The sequence below is a fragment of the Nodularia chucula CCY0103 genome, assembly GCF_963923915.1.
Lineage (GTDB): Bacteria > Cyanobacteriota > Cyanobacteriia > Cyanobacteriales > Nostocaceae > Nodularia > Nodularia chucula.
This window is the reverse complement of record NZ_CAWUOL010000002.1, coordinates 100,192-125,142: the sequence shown is the minus strand read 5'-3', so window position 1 is coordinate 125,142 and position 24,951 is coordinate 100,192. Positions and strand designations below refer to the sequence as shown.

Annotated in this window: 9 protein-coding genes; 8 read left to right on the top strand and 1 reads right to left on the bottom strand. The window is 43.0% G+C overall.

The window, feature by feature from the left end:
• Positions 1-20: 20 nt before the first annotated feature.
• Entirely contained in the window at positions 21-3,656 is a 3,636-nt protein-coding gene (locus tag ACM0OP_RS01210) for an AMP-binding protein (protein WP_414526564.1), read from the bottom strand.
• Between the two features lie 620 nt (positions 3,657-4,276).
• Between ACM0OP_RS01210 and ACM0OP_RS01205 the strand changes: the two genes are divergently transcribed.
• The 8 genes from ACM0OP_RS01205 to ACM0OP_RS01170 all read left to right on the top strand — a co-directional run bounded on the left by ACM0OP_RS01205 (position 4,277) and on the right by ACM0OP_RS01170 (position 24,661).
• Positions 4,277-5,035, top strand: a complete 759-nt coding sequence (locus ACM0OP_RS01205; protein ID WP_414526563.1) for a peptidylprolyl isomerase — start codon at positions 4,277-4,279, stop codon at positions 5,033-5,035.
• A gap of 85 nt (positions 5,036-5,120) precedes the next feature.
• On the top strand, positions 5,121-8,066 hold the full coding sequence (locus ACM0OP_RS01200; RefSeq protein ID WP_414526562.1) for a peptidase domain-containing ABC transporter: 2,946 nt from the start codon (positions 5,121-5,123) through the stop codon (positions 8,064-8,066).
• Between the two features lie 302 nt (positions 8,067-8,368).
• On the top strand, positions 8,369-9,886 hold the full coding sequence (locus ACM0OP_RS01195; protein ID WP_414526561.1) for an HlyD family efflux transporter periplasmic adaptor subunit: 1,518 nt from the start codon (positions 8,369-8,371) through the stop codon (positions 9,884-9,886).
• 173 nt (positions 9,887-10,059) lie between these two features.
• Positions 10,060-12,612 carry a TonB-dependent siderophore receptor gene (locus ACM0OP_RS01190; protein ID WP_414526560.1) on the top strand — a complete coding sequence of 851 codons (2,553 nt, stop codon included), beginning with the start codon at positions 10,060-10,062 and terminating at the stop codon, positions 12,610-12,612.
• 227 nt (positions 12,613-12,839) lie between these two features.
• The gene (locus tag ACM0OP_RS01185; protein WP_414526559.1) at positions 12,840-14,147 is read left to right on the top strand and encodes an MFS transporter; all 1,308 of its coding nucleotides are present in this window, start codon (positions 12,840-12,842) and stop codon (positions 14,145-14,147) included.
• A 125-nt stretch (positions 14,148-14,272) separates the two neighbouring features.
• Positions 14,273-15,523: a serine hydrolase domain-containing protein gene (locus tag ACM0OP_RS01180; RefSeq protein ID WP_414526558.1), complete on the top strand. Its 1,251-nt coding sequence runs from the start codon at positions 14,273-14,275 to the stop codon at positions 15,521-15,523.
• Between the two features lie 132 nt (positions 15,524-15,655).
• Positions 15,656-18,859 carry an Ig-like domain-containing protein gene (locus tag ACM0OP_RS01175; RefSeq protein WP_414526557.1) on the top strand — a complete coding sequence of 1,068 codons (3,204 nt, stop codon included), beginning with the start codon at positions 15,656-15,658 and terminating at the stop codon, positions 18,857-18,859.
• Between the two features lie 807 nt (positions 18,860-19,666).
• A complete protein-coding gene (locus ACM0OP_RS01170; protein ID WP_414526556.1) occupies positions 19,667-24,661 on the top strand; it encodes an Ig-like domain-containing protein in 4,995 nt (1,664 codons plus the stop codon).
• Positions 24,662-24,951 lie beyond the last annotated feature (290 nt).

The window sequence follows — 24,951 nt, the reverse complement described above, 5'->3', positions numbered from 1 at the left end:
AATTTGGCGGGTTTGTGTGATTATTTATTTTGAGGTTTTCGATCACGAGCGATCGCTATTTCTTGGCTTAGTAGTTGTGCTATATCTATGGTGGATAAGTTGTCTAAGTTGTTTGTCTCGGCGGTGGTGAGTTTTTCTAGGTGGGTGGCTAGGGCGGTAATTGTGGGGAAGTTCCACGCTATGGTTGCATCTAAGGGTTGGGATATATTTAACCATTGTTGCAAGTCTTGGGTTAGTTCTACGGCGGTGATGGAATCTATCCCGTAGTCGGCGAAGGCTTTATTGGTATCTATGGCGGAAGTTGATATGTGCAGTTTTTTTGCTATCCAAGTTTTTAACCAACTGCTGATTTGGGAGACGGATGTATTTTGCACTGGGAAATCTTCGGGTTGGGGGTTGGAGTCTGAAGTTTTTGCTGCTGTCTGGGAATTATCTACAGACTGACGCAATAATTCATCTAATTGCTGTTCTTCCCCTGCTAAATTTTGTTCAATATCACCGATGCTTTGTGTATATTGATTGAGGTGATTTTCTAGGCTTTGGGAATTGAGATGTAGTAAGTTGTCGGGATTAAATGTCAGGATTTGCTGGAGTTGTTGATTAAACCGATTTTTTACCCAAGCAATTGCTGATTGATCATCTAATACTGCCCATAGTATCGCTTCTGTTGTCAGTTGTCCTAGTTGATGGTAGATCCAACGCTGGAAGTTGATGTTAGAGTGATTAAACAGGCGATCGCTAATTTGCTCTACAGCATCAGCTAACTTTTCTCCAACTTCCACAGCACCCAAAGTTTGACAAAGAAAATTTTGTAGTGTCTGTCCTTGTTTGAGAACACGCGCACCCAAAAAGCCGCATAATGTTTCTGTTGGTCCTTCAAATATCCGTAAAACCCTTGCATCTCGCAAAATTTGCGGTGCAATATTACTTTCTATATAACCCCTTCCCCCCAAAGTTTGTACCAGTAAATCTGCTGCTTGCCAATAAAATTCCGGGGCAGAAATTTTACACGCTGTATATACTTCGGCGGGTACAGTATCTCCTTGATCAAGTAATTTTCCAACCCGCATCACCAAGCTATTGACAGCAGTAATGGCATTGGTTAATTCTTGAAGACGATATAAAACCACAGGATGATCGAGTAATTTACCTGTAGCAATTTGTCGCCGTCCACTATAACGCCACATTAATTGTACACAACGCTGCATTCCACCCACACAAGCAGCTGCGATCGCTAACCTCCCATACATCATCGCATCTTGAGCAACATTCATCCCTGCTCCAACTTCACCCAATAAATCCGCAGATGTCACCGGAATATCTTCCAAATAAACCGTATTCTGCACCATTCCCCGCATTCCCATCGTCAGCGCTTCCGCACCTTGACGCAAACCAGGAGTCCCCCGACGCACCACAAAGCCGCTAATACCCGACTCATGTTTAACAAACACATTAATCACACCAGCCCAAGCAGCCGAACCACTCCAAATCTTTTCCCCCCGCAATCGCCAACCATCACCATCACTAATAGCCTGAGACTGTATAGCTTGAGGATTAGCACCAGCACCCGTTTCCGTCAGAGCAAAAGCCGCCAATTCCCGTCCCGTAGCCAGAATAGGTAAAAGTTCCGCCTTTAAAGCATCCGTCCCATACATTAATATAGGACGCACCCCCAACACATTATTCAACCCCACAAACAAAGCCAAAGTCGGATCAATCGCCCCAAGCTGTTGTATAATCCTGATGGTGTCCGTATATCCCAAACCCAAACCACCATAACAACAAGGAACCTGCATCCCCAACAAACCCTTATTCCCAAAATCCAAAACAATATGGGGAGAAATACAACGCCGTTCATCCATCAACCGCGAATTAACATGATCACGAGCATAAACCCGTAACCAAGCAATCAAACCATCCACAACCTTCTCTTCTTTGCGACTTTGCGCCTTTGCGCGAAAAAAATTCTCCGACAACTCCCACCGACAAACCACATCCAACCCCGAACCAACAAACCCCTCCCGACAAACGAAACGCTGCACCTTCCCACTAGAAGTCTTAGGAATACTCCCAGGCTTCAACAGACATATCCCATACACCTGCAAACCAAACTCAAGAGAAACAGCAGCCCGAATCGCTGTAATTACCGCATCTTGATCCAGCGTGCGCCAACCATTACGCTCCACCTCCTGAACAACCACTAGCCGTTCTTCCCCGGAGACTTCCACACTAAAAGCTGCACCCCAGTAAGCACTCAAACCTGGATGACATTGGGAAACAGTCGCTTCAATATCGTGGGGGTAATAATTCTGCCCTCTGATTATAATAACATCTTTGATCCTACCCGTGACATATAATTCACCAGAACGTAAATAACCTAAATCTCCTGTCCGTAAAAAACCACCTTCTCCCGAAGCTAAGGAGGCGCGAAAACTTGCTGCTGTTTCCTGAAAACGTTGCCAATAACCTTGAGCTACACTCTCACCTTTGACCCAAATTTCTCCCTCTTCCCCAGCTGCACAAAGTTGTTGAGATTCTGGATTAACTATAACTAGAGTTTGGTCATGACTGGGAATACCACAACTGACTAAACCTTGAGAAGTATGATCTAATCCTAAATTTTCCTGATTTTTACCACTCACAAACAAAGTCGCTTCTGCTAAACCATAGCAAGGATAAAAAGCTGCTTGTCGAAATCCATAAGGTGCAAAAACTGTAGCAAATCTTTCTAGTGTCTCCTGACGAATTGGTTCTGCACCCGTAAATGCTAAATCCCAACTACTCAAATCCAAATCTTGGCATTCCTCCAGACGAATCTTGCGGACACACATCTCGTATGCAAAATTAGGAGCGCCGCTAGTGGTAGCATGAGTTTGAGAAATTGCTTGCAACCAACGAAGCGGTTTTTGCAGAAAAGCCACAGGAGACATGAGCGTCACTGGAAAACCACCATACAAGGGCTGGAAAATTCCTCCAATCAAACCCATGTCATGGTAAGGTGGCAACCAACTCACAACCTGGGTACTAGATGAATGTCCAAAGCGTTGATATATTTGTGCCAAGTTATGCAATAAATTACCATGACTGAGCATCACTCCCTTTGGTGTGCCAGTGGAACCGGAAGTATATTGTAGTAAAGCCAGGCTATCTTTTGTTAATTGAGGAGTTTGCCAAGCCTCGCCTACAGATAAAAGCATACTATCTGTGGCAATTTTATTTAATTCTGCTATTACTGTATTTTTAGCTACTTGTTTTAATAAATCATCTAAGGATACGGTGGTCAATATTCCCTTAGCTTCAGCATCTTGGGTAATTGCTAATAGCCTAGTCATGTTTTGATTGCGACGCGGTGGATAAACTGGAACTGCTACCACACCCGCATAAAAGCAACCCATAATTGCCGCTATTAATTCTAAACCCGGCGGATACATTAATAGTACCCGTTCTCCCTGCCAGTGCATCGTCTGTAAATGCGCTGCTATTGCGCGTGCTTTTTGGTCTAACTCCGCGTAGGTAAAATTTTCCTGTTTGTCATCTTGCAAAAAAGAAAAGCCGACAGAGTTACCTTTTTGTTGCGTCCATCTGAGTAACACATCTACAAGTGTGACAGCTTGATGTGTTTCTGTTGAGAATCTTTCTCGTTGGCGGTTAATCATTCTGCACTAATTCGCCTTGGGGAATAAAATTAGCTAAAAGGGTTTGTGAAAAATTTGCACTTTTTAACTGGGCTTCTGGGCAGTTAAATTACAGCGCTTTTCGCGTAAATGAACTAAATTTTTGTCTCACGCAGAGGCGCAGAGAGGAATCAAGAGTTTGGTCTAAATACATGAAAACTGCTGTATTTAGAGAATTTGGTTGACAATAATTTCACTGGATTTGAGTATAACTGATTATTGATGATTTTACTAGAAGTTGATACAGGGATTTTTTCTTGGTCAAAGCCCGAAAAATTAACTGTCCAGACAATAAGATAGTTAGTAACTGTAAAAAATTGTATTCAAGTTTACATATGAATTAGCGCAGATACTGTACTTGGTGGCGATTTTTTTGTTAAAAATGGGCTGAACTAATGAGAACATAATTTTTTGATAATTTAACTGCTCTAATTTAATGTATATTGTTTTTAATAAAGATTCTCGATAAAATTACGGTAATGTGCAGTATTATTAATTTGAGTTTGAATGATCAAGCTTGCAGCCTAATCTTTTCGGTCAATCAATTTGCATCATAGATTATTTGTTTTAAACATTACACCCATCGTCAATTTGATTTTGCAATGAATGATTCTTGTCTAGAAAAGTTGTCTGAGCAAACCATCACTGCGCCAGAGTTGATATCTCTGTTAGCAGGTTATCAGATGCTGCCCCAGATTTATCGTGAGTTGTTAGTTGACCAAGCGATCGCCTGTATTGAATGTAGCCCTGAAGAGGTAGAACAGGCACAACAGGAATTTTATACTGCCCATAGTATTACTGATCCCCAACAGCTAGAAAACTGGCTACGGTTAAATAATATTGCCCCAGAGCAACTACAGGGAATAGCAACTAGAAAATTGCGGCTGGAAAAATATAAATTGGCAACTTGGGGACATAAATTAGAGTCTTATTTTCTCACGCAAAAATCCCAACTGGATCAGGTGACTTATTCTCTGCTGCGAACTCGTGACATGGCGATCGCTCAGGAGCTATACTTTCGGATTAAAGCCAAAGAACAAAGCTTTGCTGACATCGCTCGGAAATATTCCCAAGGGCCAGAAGCCCAAACAGGGGGATTAATTGGACCAATGCCTTTAAGTCAACCCCACCCCCAACTAGCAGCCAAACTCCGGGCTAGTCAACCAGGACAAATCATGCCTCCTACACGTTTAGGAGAATGGATTGTCATTGTCCGGTTAGAACAGATGATTTACGCCAAATTAGATGATTCTACCAGAAAAAAATTGCTCAATGATTTATTTCAGCAATGGCTACAAGAATCCTTACAACAAACCCTCAATCAAGCTTCAAAAAAACTCACTCCGTCTTCCTTTGCGTGAACCTCTGCGCTACTTTGCGTTAAAAAATTAAACCCTGGGATACTCCCCTGTGTCCTGAATCATAAGTCTTTCCCACAGACCCAATATGACTACTACTTCTACACCTGCTATTTCCCAGTTCTTAAAGACAACGCCACCCTTCAACCTCCTATCTACTTCTGCCCTTGAGCAACTGACACAAAAAGCACAACTATTGCGTTACCGTATGGGACACACAATCGTTGTTAAGGAAACAATGCCTGCTCATGTAGCAATTCTTTACGAGGGACAAGCCCGGCTAATTGGATATACTTATAATTCGGCTGTACCTGACACCTTAGAATTGCTCCAGCCAGGGGCAATTCTGGGTTGGGTAAGTTTATTGCGGGGAGTTGCTTGTGAAACTGCGATCGCCTCTATAGAATCAGTATGCCTAACTATTCCCTCTGTTGATTTTCAGACATTACTGGCAAAAGAACCAGCCTTTAAGGAAGCGCTGACAAAACGCTGCGCTACCCCAGAATTATTTGAATTGTTAAGTTTAGAAATTCAGCGTCGGGCTTTGGGAGAAATAGACATCGCAGCCTTAGTATCGGAAATTCTCCCCCAAACCATTGTTTTTGATGCACCCAAAGGGAAAACGCCTCTAAGTCAACTAGATCCCCATCGTCTTTGGTTGTTAAGTAGTGGTAATACTAATTTCGCCATAGGCGATCGCTTAGAACCATCCCCAGACAAACAAATCCTCAAGGTAGAAAGCGGCACAGCCCGGTTAATAGGGATTCCCCCAGTATCTTTTCAACCTACCCCGATTACACCCACAGTTATAGTTACAGAACCAGAAACAGAGGATATTCCCTACGCCTCAGAACGACCCCCAGCCCTAGAACCTAGCAAAGCTGAACGCATCAAATATCCTTACGTGAGTGGAAATGGCGTATTAAATGAAACCCTGGCTTGTTTCCAAATGGTGAGCCAATATTGGGATATGCCCTTTCGTCGGGATGTCGTGCGTCGAGTTTTGCAAAATCAGCAACAAAGATTAGGTAGTGTTTCCTTACAATTATGCGGTTCTTTAGCAGAAATGTTAGGTTTACGGGCGCAATTAGCAATGGTTCCCGCCGTCGCCATCAGTCGCTTAGAAACCCCAGTAATGCTGCAATGGCAAAATCGCTTTGCTGTGCTTTACAAAGCTACTGAGAGGGAACTGGTGTTAGCTGTACCAGGAAAAGGCATACAACGGTACAAAACCCCAGAATTTGTCGCAACTTGGGGACAGGAAGGAGAAATTCTACTGCTACAAAAAACCCAGCAAACTCCCCGTAAACGCTTTGGTTTAAGTTGGTTTTTGCCTTTTGTTTCCCAGTATCGCCGAGTTTTGAGTGAGGTTTTAATTTCTTCCTTCTTTGTGCAGTTGTTCGGCTTGGCGAACCCTTTGATTACCCAAGTCATCATTGATAAAGTATTAATTCAAAATTCACCCTCAACGTTGAATGTTTTAGGAACTTTATTAGTTGTTACCGCAGTATTTGAAGCAATTCTGACGACTCTGAGGACAAATTTATTCGTAGAAACTACCAACCGCATCGACATGGCGCTGGGGTCGGAAGTCATTGACCACCTGTTGCGTCTACCTCTAGGGTACTTTGAAAAGCGTCCTGTGGGTGAACTCTCAACTCGGATTAATGAGCTAGAGAATATTCGGCAATTTCTGACTGGTACAGCTTTAACAGTAGTCTTAGACTCCATCTTTTCCGTGATCTACATTGTAGTCATGGTTTACTACAGTTGGCTATTGACTTTGGTAGCTTTAGCTACAGTACCATTATTTGCCCTTTTAGGTTTAATTGTTGCCCCAATCATTCGCCAACAAACCCGCAACCGCGCCGAAAGCAACGCCGCGACCCAATCTTATTTGGTAGAAGTTGTTTCTGGTATTCAGACAGTCAAAGCTCAAAATATTGAACTGCGATCGCGTTGGCAATGGCAAGACCGTTATGCTAAGTATGTCGCTGACAGCTTTAAAAATGCCATCACTTCTACAACTGCGGGTTCAATTAGTAAATTTCTCAACCAACTTTCAGGGTTATTACTACTGTGGGTCGGAGCCTTTTTAGTATTACAAGGAACCCTCACACTGGGGCAATTAATCGCCTTCCGCATCATCGCAGGATATACTACAAGTCCTCTACTGCGGCTAGTGCAATTGTGGCAAAACTTCCAAGCAACAGCATTATCTTTAGAAAGATTGAGTGATATTTTAGACACACCCCAGGAGGAATCAGTCCCTCAAGATATTCCTTTACCAGCGATTCAAGGAGCAGTTAAATACGAGAATATCACCTTCCGCTTCACCCAAAGCCCCAGCCCGCAGCTCGATAATATTAGCTTAGAAATTCCTCCCAATACATTTGTGGGCGTAGTGGGACAAAGTGGCGCTGGTAAAAGCACCCTCACCAAACTTTTAACTCGTCTGTATGATCCCGAAGCTGGAAGGATTTTGATTGACGGCTACGACATCCACAAAGTTGAACTTTATTCTCTGCGGCGACAAATCGGCATGGTATTACAAGATACGCTTTTGTTTGATACCACAGTGAAAGAAAATATCGCCCTCAACAACCCAGAAGCCACCTCTGAAGAAATTATTGCCGCCGCCCGTGTAGCCTATGCTCATGACTTTATTATGAGCCTGCCAATGGGTTATAACACCCGTGTTGGGGAACGGGGTTCAGCGCTTTCTGGAGGACAAAGACAAAGAATTGCGATCGCCCGCACCGTCCTCCAAAACCCCCAACTACTAATTATGGATGAAGCCACCAGCGCCCTGGACTACAACAGTGAACGCCAAGTATGTCAAAATCTCCAACAAACACTCAAAGGACGTACAGTATTTTTCATTACCCATCGCTTAGGTACTATTCGTCACGCCGATGTCATCCTGATGATGGAGAACGGTCGAATTGCTGAAAAAGGCACTCACGACGAATTAATGGCCATGAGAGGACTTTATTACTGCTTATATCGCCAGCAAGAAGCTGTAGTTGCTTGAGTTTTAAGTCCTAAATCAAAATATCGCTAAAAGCTTGGACTTACTGAACTAAGATATGAAATCTCAAAATTACCTTTCTTTCAGGACTTACGCAACAATTGCCAAAAATCTTGATTTATTGAACCGCCAAGCCGCCAAGAACGCCAAGAAAACGTAGATTATGCGTAAGTTCTATCTTTTTCTTCCTACCTTTGCGCCTTTGCGCCTAACGCACTTCGTGCTTCGCTTCGCTGATGCGTGAAACTAATTCATACTTAAAATCAGCAACGCTAAAAACTTTACCTTTCCCATCCCCAAATACTATGAGTCCTAATAACGGTCGAGTCAAAACACTACCAGAAGATATTCAAATCACCCCCACACAACCACAGACAGCCAATATTCATGCTTCTTCTTTTCAACATCCCCTGATGGTCAAACAATCCTCTGTATGGTCAAGGGGGATTTTATGGACTTTGATGCTGGTATCAACAGTGACGGTATTTTGGGCTAGTGTCGCCAAAATTGAAGAAGCGGTTCCGGCTCAAGGTAAACTAGAACCTCAAGATAACGTCAATGAGGTACAAATCCCTATTGAAGGTGTGGTCAAAGTTATTCACGTTAAAGACGGAAACAAAGTCAAAGCAGGGGATTTACTCCTGAGCCTTGATCCTACCGTTTCCCAAGCCCAAGAAAATTATCTGCAAACAGTTCGCACAGCTTTAGAACAAGAAAATCAATTTTACCAAGCACAATTAAGTGGTAATGAAGATACTTTTCCCACAGTATCCATTCCAACTCAATTTCTCAGCTTAACCAGAAGTCGGGCGGTATTAATTGCCGAAAATCGAATGTTTCAGGCGCAAATGGATGGTAACACCGACTCTATGACTTTGACTGCCCAACAGCAACAAAGAGTAACATCTGAGATGGAAGAGTTGACATCACGAGTTACAGGGGCTGAGTTAGAAATTGAGCAATTGCAAAAGCAATATAGCCAAGCAGAAATTAGACTCGCATCCAACGAAAAAAAATTAATCGTTAATGAAAAGATTCTGGAAGATATTTCCCAATTAGCTGAAGAGGGGGGAATTTCCCGCATTCAATACCTCAACCAGCAGCAGGAAGTAGATTCCATTCGTGCAGAAATTGCACAATTGCAAGAAGAAAAAATCCGATTACAAGCTGCAATGGCTCAAGCTCAAGCTAAAGTCAAAAATACCAAAGCTATTGACAGAAGAGACTTAACTACCCGCATTGGCAATAATAGCCAAAGAATCGCCGAAATTGATAGTCAATTGACAAGAGCAGTGATTGATAACAAAAAACGCATTGCCGAAATTGATAGTCAACTGAGTCAAACAAATCAAGCATTAAGATATAGTGTAGTGCGATCGCCTGTAGATGGAGTAGTCTTTGACCTCAAAGCCAACGCCCCCGGTTTTGTCGCTAGATCCACCGAACCTGTGCTGAAAATCGTTCCCCAAACCGACTTAGTAGCAAAAGTCTCCATCACCAACAAAGATATTGGCTTTATCAGAGAAGGAATGCACGTTGATGTCCGCATTGATTCCTTTCCCTATAGCGAATTTGGAGACATCAAAGGTACTTTAACCTGGATTGGTTCTGATACCCTACCCCCAACCCAACTTCAGCCATACTACACCTTCCCCGCCACAGTCACCCTTGACCAACAGTACCTCAACAGCAAGGGACGCAAAATTCCCCTCCAGTCGGGAATGTCGTTAAACGGTAACATCAAAATTAGAGAACGTACAGTCATGAGCATCTTTACTGATTTCTTCTCCAAAACCGGAGAAAGCCTCAAATTTGTGCGTTGATCATCTTTCAAAAAATATCTCAATTTAAAAGCAGAAGAAGATCCACGAAAAAATGGTAATATTTGATTCCAGTTAATTACTTGGGAGAAAATTTTTGTTTTTTCCCAGATGTAACCACATTCTTTACCTCATCTGTAAAATTCTATACTAGCAAATTAGGAAAAAAGCTATTTATGGCATGGAATTTTTGGCAACCTTCAATTGCTGTTGCTAGCATTATCACTGTTCTAGTATCTCAGCCTGTCTTGGCTGCTCCCATACTTGTAACCGCAGTAGAACTTTATGATACAGATCAAGGTTTAGAAGTTGTTTTAAAGACTCCACCCGGAGTATCTATAGAAACTGAGTCTAGCACCGTAGACAAGACCCTAATTATTATTCTTAATAATGCTCAATTGCAACTGGTAGAAGGACAAATACCTGTAATTATCGATAATCCCATCCCTGATATTGCTCAGATTGTTGTCAGACAGTCTGACCCTAATACCATTGAAATTGAAGTGACAGGAGTCAATGAAATTCCCAAAGTTGATCTCCGCCAGAATGGAGAGGAATTTATTGTCAGTATTCCTTTTGTCACCACCAGTCAAACCCCACCAGAAACTCCCACAATTACAGAAACTCCAGAACCAGAACCAGAAACTCCAGAACCAGAAGAACCCATAGAATTAACAGTTATAGGAGAACAAGTTAGACCAAGTTATCAAGTTCCAAATTCCTCAATTGGGACTCGTACCGATACCCCAATTATTGACGTACCCCAAGCAATTCAGGTCATACCCCAAGAAGTTATTCAAGACCAAGGTACACGCAGTGTTGGAGAAGTCTTGAAAAATACAAGTAGTGCCAGCACTGGCCGGACTTCTTCCCAAGCACCAGCGTTAAATCCTGTGATTCGCGGCTTTGAATCGGGAAATATTTTACGTAACGGCTTACGAGACGAAACTCTCCGATTTAGCAGTGAAATTAGTACTGTCGAACGGGTAGAAGTTCTCAAAGGGCCAGCTTCCGTACTCTTTGGCCGGGGTGATTTGGGTGGTGTGATAAACTTAGTCACAAAACAGCCTTTAGATAGACCCTATTATGGCTTTGAGTATCAAGTAGGTCAATTTGGGTTACATCGTCCCACAATTGATTTTTCCGGTCCTTTAGATCAAGATGGCATTGCCTATCGTTTGAATGCTGGTTATCAAACTGCTGAAAGCTTTAAGAAATTTGAAAATAGTGAATCATTCTTTATTTCACCCATTGTCAGATTAATTGGTAACGAAAATACTACCTTAACGGCTAATATAGAATATCTTAAATATCGCAGCTTTGAGACAGCACCTGATTTACCCGCTTCGGGAACAGTTATTGCTAACCCTAATGGGAGAGTGCCACGGGATGCTAATTTAGGTGAACCATCTCTGTCTGAAACTGAGTCATTTGTAACTCGTTTGGGTTATCAGTTAGATCATCGTCTCAATTCTAATTGGTCGCTCAAAAGTGAACTTTCTACCTCATTTTTAGATATTCCTAAAAATACTGGGATAACTCCTATTTCTAACTCTGGGAGAGCCGATGGATTAAATAATGATGGGCGCACAGTCAGACGATTTTTGATAGAAAATCCTTCCAGTTTATCTACTTTTGTCTTAAATAATAATCTCATAGGTAAATTTAATACTGGTAGCATTGAGCATAATTTTCTATTCGGTGTGGAAGTTTCTAGAGAGCAGACAAAAGATCAACTTGATTTTAGACAAATCAGTGCTATTGATATTTTCAATCCTGTTTATCAACCTGAAACTGTTTCTAATTTTACGATTCCCTTTGGTAATATTGATACTCGTAAGAACTCTGTGGGTATCTATGCTCAAGACCAAATTTCATTATCGCAGAATATTATTTTAGTTCTGGGTGGACGTTTGGATTTTTCTTACCAAAAATACGAAGATTTGCTGTCTTCCTCAGAAAGTTTTGAACGTAATGATACAGTTTTTAGCCCCCGTTTGGGCGTTGTGATTAAACCCAGGGAAAACCTCTCACTATACGCTAGTTACAGTCAATCATTTTCACCCGTGGTTGGTAGAACTAGGGTTTTAGTCAATGAAGAGACGGGACAAAGTATTATTGGCGAACCTTTTGAACCAGAAAGGGGAACTCAATATGAAGTTGGTTTGAAGGCTAATTTGTTAGGCGATCGCCTGTCCACCACCCTAGCATTCTATAATTTAGAACGTACCAATGTAGCCGCCCAAGGACTCAGCGAACCTTTATCGCAAATTCAAATCGGTAAGCAGCGCAGCCAAGGTATAGAATTAGATGTTGCTGGTGAAATTCTTCCTGGTTGGAACGTAACAGCTAGTTACGCTTATACAGATAGCAAAATTCTCGAAGATAACCGTCCAGAATTTCAAGATAAGCAATTACAAAATGTTCCTAAAAATGCTTTTGGCTTATGGAGTAGCTATGAACTCCAAGAAGGAAATTTCAAAGGTTTAGGTTTAGGCTTGGGTGTTTTTACTCAGGGAGAACGCCAAGGGGACTTACGCAATACCTTTACATTACCTAGTTATTGGCGTACAGATGCCTCTATTTTCTATCGTCGGGATAAGTTTCGTGCTGCTATTAATATCCAGAATTTATTTGACAAAAATTATTGGGAAGGAGCGCGGGATATTGTGCGTATAGTTCCAGGTGCGCCGTTTACTTTAACTGGTAGTGTTTCTTGGCAATTCTAACCAGGATAGAACTTACTCACACTCTACAAGTTCTTGGCGTTCTACAGCCCTTGCGGGCATCGCTGCGCGCGGGCGACTTGGCGGTTCGATACAAAGAAGTTGAGTGGAAATATCAATTTGTTGCACGCAGAGGCGCAGAGGCGCGGAGAGTTAGAGTTTCAGAGGCAGAAGTGTTGAATTTTATACTTTTATTCAGCAATGCTACTTTTTTAATTATGAATTAGATCATGCGAACTTTTTTGATCATCTGGTTGGGGCAAATAGCATCTACTATTGGCAGTTTTATGACAGTATTTGCTCTGACAATTTGGGTATGGGATAAGACAGGTTCCGCAGCAGCTTTAGCATTAGTGGGTTTTTTCTCTCAGTTGCCTAAAGTGCTAATTACCACTTTTGCTGGTATTGCTGTGGATAAATTTAATCGTCGCCTACTGATGATTGTGGCGGAAGTTGTCGCTATGTTATGTACCCTAACTATAGCCATGCTCTACCTCAATCAACAATTGGAGGTTTGGCATTTATATGTGATTGTTTCCCTTTACGGCGGTTTTGGACAATTGCAACTTCTCGCTTATTCTGCTTCTATTTCTTTACTCGTTCCCAAGGAACAATTCACCCGTGCTGAAAGTTTGGGTTCTGCGGTTAAATACAGTGCGGCTATTTTTGCTCCCGCTTTAGCAGGGTTTCTCTATCCGCGTGTGGGGATGCAAGGTATTTTCTGGATTGATTTAGCAACTTTTGCTACGGCTTTTGTCACATTGCTAATTGTCACAATTCCTCAGCCTGTTATAGAAAAAGTCAACAGTAATCACACTGAGACTACTTGGGAAAAACTTACATTTGGATTTCGCTACATTTGGGCTAATCCATCTTTAACAGCGATGGCGATCGCCTTTACTTTATTTGCCTTTCCCAATGATATCAGTAAAGCTCTCTACAGTCCTATGCTGCTGGCGCGTACAGGTGGTAACTCCGAAATTCTTGGAACTGTCACCAGTGCTGCGGGTATTGGTGGTGTGATTGGGGCATTAGTCCTGAGTATTTGGGGAGGTTTCCATCGTCGCATTCACGGAATGTTACTCGGTTTTATCGGCTATGGTTTTTTTAGAACAATGCTCGGTTTTGGGCAAACATTACCAGTCTGGATAATTACTCATTTTTTGGCATCGTTACTTATTCCCTTGTTCTATAGTTCTAGTAACGCCATTTGGTATGCCAAAGTACCACCATCGTTACAAGGACGAGTTTTAGCCGCAGATCAACTGATTGGGGTGACGGTTTCAGCGACTACATTTTTAGTTGCGGGATTTCTCGCAGATCGAATTTTTGAACCAGCTATGAGTCCCACTGGCAGTTTAGCTCCTATTTTCGGCAATATCTTTGGTACTGACACTGGCGCAGGTATTACTTTGTTGTTTGTCACCATGAGTATCTGCACAGTTTTGGTAGGGATTTTTGGTTACAACTGGCGGACTTTACGAAAAGTAGAGGATTTCATCCCAGATCAGAAACTTCCTGAAATTCCCCCATCTTAAATAGGACTTACGCACACTCTACGAACTCTTGGCGTTCTTGGCGACTTGGCGGTTGGATAAATTAAGCTTTTCGGCAATTTTTACGTAAGTCCTGTTAAATATTTCTACTCACCACATTAATCACCATGCTTGAAAAAATTATCCGTACCACTATTGTGACATCAGCCCTATTGTTTGCTCCAGCGATCGCGCAAGCAGCAAATTTGGGATCAATATCATCTCCTGTCAATGAAGATTTAGCACAACAGTTGCAGACAGCCTTGGATCAAGCACGAGGGGAAATTCCGGGAGCCGCCGTCGCCATTCTCAGCCCTCAAGGAACTTGGTTTGGATCTAGCGGTGTGTCTAATTTAGCCACAGGCGCACCATTGCAGCCAAGCGATCGCTTTCAAATTGGTAGTATTACAAAAACCTTTGTTGCCACAACTGTACTACAATTAGTCGAAGAAAACGTCCTCAGTTTAGAAGATAAACTAACTGAGCGACTGCCATCATCGGTAACTGATTCCATTCCTAATGCTGATCAAATTACCATTCGCCAACTATTAAATCATACTAGCGGTATTAGCGACTATGTAGATGTTTTATTCAGTCAAGCAGCAGTTAATCCCGGCGTATTTCTCAATCGTTGGGAACCAGTGCAATTAGTGAGTTTTATTAATGCCTTAGAACCAAGTTTTAATCCTGGAGAATCTTGGGAGTATTCCAATACTAACTTTTTATTGTTAGGGATGGTAGTGGAAGCCGCAACCAACGGTAATATTGCCAATGAAATCCGCGATCGCATACTCGAACCCTTAGCCCTCAGCAACACCTTCTTTGCTGAACAAGAAGCCATCCCCGGCGGTTACGTCAGAGGTTATTGGGACTTCGATCAAGATGGTACTCTCAACGATATTAGCGGAGCAAATCTATCTTGGGCTTGGTCTACCGGAGCCATGATATCCAATACTGCCGATTTAAGCACCTTTATTCAGTCCTTAATTCATGGGGAACTTTTAGAACCTGACACTCTCCAGGAAATGCTTACAACCATTAGCCCGATTACATCGGAGAATTATTCTAGTTACGGTTTGGGTATCGGGACTCTAGAATCACCTAATCGGTTTTGGTACATCCATCGCGGACAAACTCTGGGATATCGCTCCAATATGTGGTATTCGCCCTTGGAAAACATTACTTATATTGAATTAATTAATGGCCGTTCTAGCCAAAATTTAGCAGGTGCAACCTTAACCACCTTACGACGTTATCAACCTCCCGCATCTGTCCCCGAACCAGGATTTGTGCCTGGGCTGTTATTAACAGTCACCATAGGACTGACTTTCAGATTAAACTTCGCAAATATTTTGAGGCGATCGCACTTACCAAAATAAGCTTTAATTTTAAACATTACCCATTTTGACTTGAGTCCTGACAATGTGAAACCTGTTCAGGCTTTGTAGGAAAAATCAGCCAATTTTTCCGTCCCTCAAGTTTGAAACTAACCGAATATTTCGCCAAATATCATGACAACAATCCAGTTCACAACCAATACAACAACCCTCATAGAAACTGAAGGAACTGCACTTACCTTCAGATTTGAATTAAGTGAGCCACCACCAGCAGGAGGTCTAAGAGTTTATCTCCTGGGTAATGTCCCCCAATCATTAACTCAACTGGATTTGTTTGCAATCAGCTTCACTGGTGGTGGTGTCCCACAGGGAGACTTTGACTTTTCCGGGTTTTTCTTTAACATTACGTCCCAAGTTGCAACTGTAACTGCGCCCATTTTTGCAGACGGGACTCCAGAAGGACAGCAAACGGTAGTTTACACTCTCCAAGCTGATGCAGCATATACAGTTGATCCGAGTTTTAGTGCGGTGACAGTGAACTTCTACGACGATCCGAGTCAGGTTCCAGCACCACCACCATTAAATGATCCACCAGTAGCAGTTAACGACAGCTACACCACAAATGCAGGTCAGCAATTGGTAGTGAATGTAGCTAATGGTGTTTTGAGTAACGATACAGATGCTCAAAGCGACCCCTTAACAGCCACCGTAGTACAAGCACCCAATAATGGGAGTTTGACCTTGGATGCTAATGGTTCATTTAGCTATACACCCAATGGCAATTTCTCCGGTACAGATAGTTTTACCTATGTTGCTAATGATGGTAACGCAAATTCAACTGCTGCAACAGTGAGCATTACTGTGAATCCTCCAGTCAATGACCCACCAGTAGCAGTTAATGACAGTTACACCACAAATGCAGGTCAGCAATTGGTAGTGAATGTAGCTAATGGTGTTTTAAGTAATGATACAGATGCTCAAAGCGACCCCTTAACAGCCACCGTAGTACAAGCACCCAATAATGGGAGTTTGACCTTGGATGCTAATGGTTCATTTAGCTATACACCCAATGGCAATTTCTCCGGTACAGATAGTTTTACCTATGTTGCTAATGATGGTAACGCAAATTCAACTGCTGCAACAGTGAGCATTACTGTGAATCCTCCAGTAACTAAGCCAACAATCAGCTTTACCGCCAGCCCCAATACTTTAGTTGAGGGTAATAATGACAGTATTGTTTTAACATTTCAACTAAGTGAACCACCCCCAGAAGGAGGCTTAGAAGTCACATTCGATAGTGGCGTAGAGCGATCGCTTGCCGAATTTGACGTTTTTGCCGCATCATTCGATGGAGTCCAATTTTTAAGAGCCAATGCTACTTCCAGTGCCGTAACTGTCAGATTACTCCAACAAACAGCAACCATTACTCTCCCCCTCTTTCAAGATGAAGTAGCAGAAGAGCCAAAAACCTTTACTTACACACTTAGCCCCATAGCCGACTATGATTTTGTACCGGGTGAGGATGCAATTACCTTTACCATCAACGATGCATTAACAGTGAGCGAATTACCTCTCGTTGGTTTCACAGCTAGTCCGGTAGTGAGTGAACAAGACGGTTCCGGCTTAGTGCTGATATTTAATACCCAAGGCACCATCCCAGCAGAAGGCATTATAGTTAGTGTTGGTGGGGATTTTAGAGCCTCCTCTCTAGTAGAAGGACTACAATTTGAGCAACGGATAGAGTCAGAAGGAATTGAATATCTAGCTTTCAACAGTGACACTCAAGCTTATCAGTTCAGGTTGACACGAGCCAACACTACCATCACCATTCCCGTCTTCGATGACATAGTAGAAGAAGCAGACACCACCTACACTTACCAACTATTAGCAAGTGAAGCATATACTATCGATTCAGACGCAGCATCAGCAAACATAACTTATGTGGATGGTGTACCTGGTGGGGTAGGTCCAGTAGTCAGTATCTCCACAGAAAAAACTACAATCCAGGAAGGAGATATTTTCACCCTTAACTTCAGCGTTGATGGTGAAATTCCCCCAGAAGGATTGATGTTGTATGTGTTGAGTCCAACCCCAGATCCGTTGGGTGAGTTCCAGATATTAAATACAGCAGGACTAGCCGAGTTACCAGAAACAGATAGCACTGGTAATGGTTTTTTCGTCACTTTAACCCAATCAACTGCTTCTCTGGAATTACAGGTACTTGATGATGATTCTAATCAAGAATTAGAAACCTTAATCTTCAATCTAGTCAATGGAGAACAGTATGAAGTTAATTCCGATGCTGACGGTGTTACTTTTAGCCTCGCAAACACTAACCCTGTAGAAAATAATAACCCCAGCCTCCAGCAAATATCGGATACTGTCTTTGAGATCCAAGGCGGTGATCAGCCAAAACTACAAATTTCCCTACTTGAGCGCAATTCTGATCAAGTCAACGAGCTGGGTGTATTTGTCGTTGATGATAATCAGGGAACTATCAATGGCATAGCACCCAATTCTCCAGGCTACACCCAAGCCGCATTAGAGAGAGCAAAAGTTGTCTTCTCTGTTCTTTCTGATCCACCTAATGGATTTAATCAAACCAATTTAGGCAGCTTAATAGAGTTTAATTCAGGAGAGCAACTTAAATTTTTCTTAGTCAAAAATACTACCATTGATGCCGTAAATTCTGGCTTAAGTCCTCTATCAGCAGTGATTTTTGGCGAACCTTCAACCCAAAGAATAGAAACACTTAGTGATGGGACTTATAAAATCTCCTGGGAAGAGGGTAGTGGTGCTGTTGATTTCAAAGATTTAGTGGTACAAGCCTCAGCTACCAACACATCTTTACCATTAGGTAGTAGCCTGCAAAACAACCCCCAAGGAGAACTGATTGATTTACGAGAAATCACAGGTCAGGTACGGGCTGAGTTTATATTAAGCCGAGAAGCTGCCTTTGACAATTTGATTGGATTTTACAAAATCGTTGATGTTGATGGTGGGATTGATATTGACGGTAATGGTATTGTGGATTTCCGCCCTGGAGACGCAGGTTATACAAAAGCTGCAATCGAAAACCGGATTATCGGTCTTGATATGACGGTTAGCAATCAAGGAACTGCGACTTTTAGCACCAACTTAGATGGCGGTTCCATCTATGCGCCCTTTATTATTGCCAATGGCAGACCAGAGGCGATCTTAGATAATAATTCTAATAATGACCCCTCAGTTTACTTCGCTTTTGTCGGTGCTAATCCTGGTAGAGTAGATCATGTAAGGCTTTTAGGAAATAACACATGGGGTTTTGAGGATTTACCTCTAGGAGGTGATCTCGATTATAACGATGTAATTGTCCAGGGTAATTTTAGTCTGGCTTAGAACCACACCGATTGACGATAATTTTCTGGAATTGGGTTTGCACCCCCAGGTCAACCCAATTTTAATTTATGCAAAATTTGCACAAACCAGCTTAATCATCCAGAAACATATCCATAGGATTTATGCAAAAACTCTATCAAACCCTTATTCCTCTGTGTCTGGTGTGGTATGCGCTTCGCGGACGCTACGCTAACGTTACTCCCTCATTTGTGCGTAAGTCCTAACCCTAATGCGTGAAATAAATTTATACTCTCAATCAGCAACGCCAGAAATTTTTCTAGAAATCTATTATTCATGTTTACAATTAATTCCCGATAGTGTTATGATTCTCAGATAGTTCAAATTATCAAGAATAAATCGCAATAAACCAAATCTAATATTCTTCGCTGTGTTCAACAGGATGTGCAGCAATTTCCTTAACATCCAGTCAACTGTCATTAATTAGAGCATCACAACTTGATTTTTTCCTCACTATCATCATCTTAGAAGTATCATCTCTAGCTAGTTATTGAGATTCAAAATTGTTATGCACTCAAATTGCCTTTCAAACTAGCACAGATAAGATAGTGACACTAGGTAAAATCTCGAAGAGAACAGTTTAATTGGTCACAAAAACTTGATGGTGTGGTTATGTTACTCGCTATCCATTAACTAGCTGAAGAACTGCTACGTGGCACAATAGTAACTGGCAAATATGCAGTTGAATACGACTGAGAGACAAAGTAAAACTTATTCAGTTTGTAGAGAAATACAACCCGGTTTTTTGTAGCTCTAGTTTGAAACTAACCGAATTTTTCGCCAAATATCATGACAACAATCAAGTTCACGACCAATACTACAACTCTCATAGAAACTGAAGAAACTACCCTTACCTTCAGATTTGAGTTAAGTGAGCCACCACCAGCAGGAGGTCTAAGAGTTTATCTCCTGGGTAATGTCCCCCAATCATTAACTCAATTAGATTTATTTGCACTCAGCTTCACAGGTGGCGGTGTCCCACAGGGAGACTTTGATTTTTCAGGGTTCTTCTTTAACATTACATCCCAAGTTGCCACTGTCACTGCGCCCATTTTCCCAGACGGGATTCCCGAAGGACAGCAAACAGTAGTTTACACTCTCCAACCTGATGCAGCATATACAGTTGATCCGAGTTTTAGTGCAGTAACAGTAAACTTCTACGACGATCCTAGTCAGGTTCCATTGCCAGTAAACAACCCGCCAGTAGCAGTTAATGACAGCTACAGTACCGATGCAGGTCAACAATTGGTAGTAGCTATGGCTGATGGTGTCCTAACAAATGACACCGATGCTCAGTTAGACCCATTGACAGCCTCAGTGGTAGAAGCACCCAGTAACGGTACTCTCAGTTTCAATGCTGATGGTTCCTTTGCTTACATACCCAATGCAGATTTTTCAGGTACAGATAGCTTTACTTATCTAGCTAACGATAGCAAAGCAGATTCTACACCTGCCACAGTTAATATAACAGTTAACCCACCAGCCATTATGCCAACAATTAGCTTTACCGCCAGCCCCACTACTTTAGTTGAAGCAAACGAAGATAGTATTGTTTTAAGCTTTCAACTCAGTGAAGCACCCCCAGAAGGAGGTTTGGAAGTCACATTCGATAGTGGTGTAGAGCGATCGCTCTCTGAATTTAATGTTTTTAGTGCAGCATTCGATGGGTTGCAGTTTTTAAGAGCTAATGCTACTTCCAGTGCTGTAACTGTCAGATTACTTCAGCAAACAGCAACCATTACTCTCCCTCTTTTTAAAGATGAAGTAGCAGAAGATCCAAAAACCTTTACTTACACGCTCAGTCCTGTACCCGGTTACGACTTTGTTCCCGGTGAAGAGGCGATTACCTTCAGCATTGAAGATACCGTAGAGCCACCTGTAGTCAGCATGAGTGGTAGTCCCACCCTGCTCAGAGAAGACCAAGGCACAGTATTAGAATTGAACTTCACCACCACTGGTACCATTCCGTCCTCTGGTACGACAGTTGTTCTTGAAATCACCGACCCTCTCTTACTCGGTACTGAGATCAGCCGACCTTCCAATGGAGGAGATAACGTCGGTATCAGCGTTCCTGGCGGTTCTCGGACAACCATTACCGATGAAAACGGCAACTTTGTCAGACTCTTACAACGAGTCACCATTACCGAAGCCAATGCCACCCTACGCTTACCTGTAGTGGATGACATCATCGAGGAAATGGATACTGAGTACACCCTGACCTTAGTGGAAGGGGAAGGTTATAACCTCGATGCAACAGGGGTCAACAGTGTCACCTTCACCGTTAGCGATGGGGAGTTACCCAGTCCCGTACCCATCATCGGAGTTCGTGCCACACCCGGAACCCTCTACGAAAGCGAACAGAGCATCTTAACCGTATCCTTTGACGCTGCCGGAGAAATTCCTGAAGGTGGCGTAACCATCTTCCTAGATAGCAACGTAGCAAGAGCCATTGCTGAATTTGATATTACCGGCAATGCGCGCACAGGGGAAGTTGAAGGCGTAACCGTCACTGGTGGTGAAATTGTTGGGACAGACGAAGATGTCAGTGGATTCTTCTTCCGTATGGATGAAGCTAACGCCTCTATCTCCGTCCCCGTGTTCTCTGATGATGTCACCGAAGGACTCGAAACCTACACCTTCACCATAGTGGAAGGGGAAGCCTACAACGTTCGTTCTTCTCGACCCAGTGTAACCTTCAGCATTGAAGATACCGTAGAGCCACCTGTAGTCAGCATGAGTGGTAGTCCCACCCTGCTCAGAGAAGACCAAGGCACGGTACTAGAATTGAACTTCAGCACCACTGGTACCATTCCGTCCTCTGGTACGACAGTTGTTCTCGAAATCACCAACCCCTCCCTATTAGGAACTCAAATTAGTAATCCTTCCAATGGAGGAGATAACGTCGGTATCAGCATTCCTGGCAGTTCTCGGACAACCATTACCGATGAAAACGGCAACTTTGTCAGACTCTTACAACGAGTCACCATTACCGAAGCCAATGCCACCCTACGCTTACCTGTAGTGGATGACATCATCGAGGAAATGGATACTGAGTACACCCTGACCTTAGTGGAAGGGGAAGGTTATAACCTCGATGCAACAGGGGTCAACAGTGTCACCTTCACCGTTAGCGATGGGGAGTTACCCAGTCCCGTACCCATCATCGGGGTTACTGCCACACCTGAAACACTTATCGAAAGTGAGCAGACCGTTTTGACCGTTACCTTGAGTGCCGAAGGAGAGATTCCTGAAGGGGGCGTAACCGTCTTCCTAGATAGCAACGTGGCAAGAGCCATTGCTGAATTTGATATTACCGGCAATGCGCGCACAGGGGAAGTTGAAGGCGTAACCGTCACTGGTGGTGAAATTGTTGGGACAGACGAAGATGTCAGTGGATTCTTCTTCCGTATGGATGAAGCTACTGCCACCATCTCTGTTCCTGTATTCGAGGATAACGTAGATGAAGGAACAGAAGTCTTACCTTTCACCCTTGTGGATGGGGAAGGTTATGAAGTTGATCCTAATAATTCTGGCATAACTGTGACCATTGAAGATGGTTTGGTTTCTGTAGTTCCTCCTGTAGTTGGTTTGATAGCCAGCCCAGTAGTGAGTGAAGCAGATGGGCCAGGCTTAGTGCTGTTCTTCAATGCCCAAGGCATCATCCCCGAAGAAGGAATAGTAGTTAGCGTCGGTGGAGACTTCCGAGCCTCAGCCGTGGCGCAAGGGTTGCAATTCCGCCAAGTGGTGGAATCAGAAGGTATTGAATATCTCAGATTTAACGGTGATACCCAAGCCTACGAGTTCCGCTTAACCCAAGGTAACTCTACTGTTACCATTCCCGTATTCGATGACATAGTAGAAGAAGCAGACACCACCTACACCTACGAATTACTAGCTGGTGAAACCTACACTGTAGACCCCGCAGCAACTACAGCAGATGTCACCTATGTAGATGGTGTACCAGGAGGAGTAGGTCCAGTAGTCAGCATTTCCACTGAGCAGACCTCACTATATGAAGGTGATAGCCTGACAGTTAACTTCAGTGTAGATGGCGAAATCCCAGCAGAAGGTTTGCAAATATTTGTCCTCAGTCCCACCAGAGGAGCATTAGGTGAGTTTGTTATCTTTAACCCAGATGGCACACCTGCTGTCACCTTTGAAGGTATTTCTGGCTTCCCAACACCAGATGGGACTGGTGGAGGTTTCTTTGTCACTTTAACGGAACCCACTGCTTCCTTGACCTTGCAGGTATTTGATGATGGTCCAAATGAAGGCGTAGAAAACATTACCTTCAATTTGGTAGATGGGGAATTGTATGAGGTTAATCCTGATGCTAGTGGTATCAATTTGACCATTAGTGAATACCCAGTAGTAGGATTCACAGCCAGCCCAGTAGTTAGTGAAGCAGATGGACCCGGCTTAGTGTTGTTCTTCAATGTGGAAGGCATCATTCCCGAAGAAGGCATAGTCGTCAGCGTAGGTGGAGAACTGCGAGCATCAGTCCTAGCAGAAAGCCTGTTAATCCGTAACCGAGTGCAATCAGAAGGTATCCAATACCTAAGATTCAACAGCACCACCCAAGCCTATGAATTCCGCTTAACTCAAGCAGATAGCACCATTACCATTCCCATCTTCGATGACATCCTTGAAGAAGCAGATACCACCTACAGCTATGAACTGTTAGCCAGTGAAACCTACAGAGTAGACCCAGCAGCAGCTACAGCCACAGTCACTTATGTAGATGGTGTACCAGGAGGAGTCGGTCCAGTTGTCAGCATCTCCACTGAGCAGACCCTACTGTATGAAGGTGATACTTTAACAGTTAACTTCAGTGTAGATGGTGAAATCCCAGAGGGAGGCTTGCAAGTATTTGTTCTCAGTCCCACCAGAGGAGCATTAGGTGAGTTTGTTATCTTTAACCCAGATGGCACACCTGCGGTCACCTTTGAAGGTATTGCTGGCTTCCCAACATCAGATGGAACTGGTGGAGGTTTCTTTGTCACTTTAACGGAACCCACTGCTTCCTTGACCTTGCAGGTATTTGATGATGGTCCAAATGAAGGCGTAGAAAACATTACCTTCAATTTGGTAGATGGGGAATTATATGAGGTTAATCCTGATGCTAGTGGTATCAATTTGACCATTAGTGATGCCCCCACCAGTCCCATTGGTACTCCTGGTGACGATGTTATTGTTGGCACTTTGGGGAACGATAGCTTGTTTGGTGGTGCTGGTAACGACATCATCTATGCTGGTGGTGGCGATAACTACCTATTTGGTGGTGATGGTGATGACTCACTATTTGGTGGTAACGGGAACGATGCTCTGTTTGGTGGTAATGGTAATGACCAACTTTTCGGTGGTGCTGGGAATGACTACTTGTATGGCGGTCCCGGTGACAACCTATTAGATGGAGGTGACGGTAACGATATCCTTTATGCTGGTAACGGCAATAATACCCTATTAGGTGGTGCTGGTGATGACATTATCTACAGTGGTTCTGGTCAAAACTTGATTAACGCAGGTTCTGGTAATGACATGATTTTCTTAAATGGTGGTCAAGATACTGTTGCTATAGCCCAAGGTCAGGGAGTTGATACTATCAACAACTTCCAAGTTAGCTTGGGACAAAAAATTGGTTTAAGTGGTGGTCTAAGTTTCGACCAGTTAACTTTGACTCAAAGTGGTATGGATACCTTGATTAAAACAGGCGATGAAACTCTGGCTGTGTTGAAGTTTGTTCAATCCAGTAGCCTCAATTCTTCAGCGTTTACTGTTGTGTAAAATACTCGGTCTGAGGATTTAAACGCAGAGTAGCGCTAAGGTTAGCGCAGAGGTACGCAAAGTAGAGACGTAGTAATGCTACGTCTCTATAAGGATGTTTTAAAAGTTTTGGGCGAATATAATTCGCTACTACACAGGCAAAGTCCACCGACCTGGACTAATGAAGAATTAAGGTTTTTAACCCGCGCAGGCGGGTTTCCTTACAGGAAGACGCTTCGCGTCATGTCTGTATAGCCGCGACTTCTAGTCGCCAGGGCTAGTACTAAATGAGACTTTATAAACATCCTCTA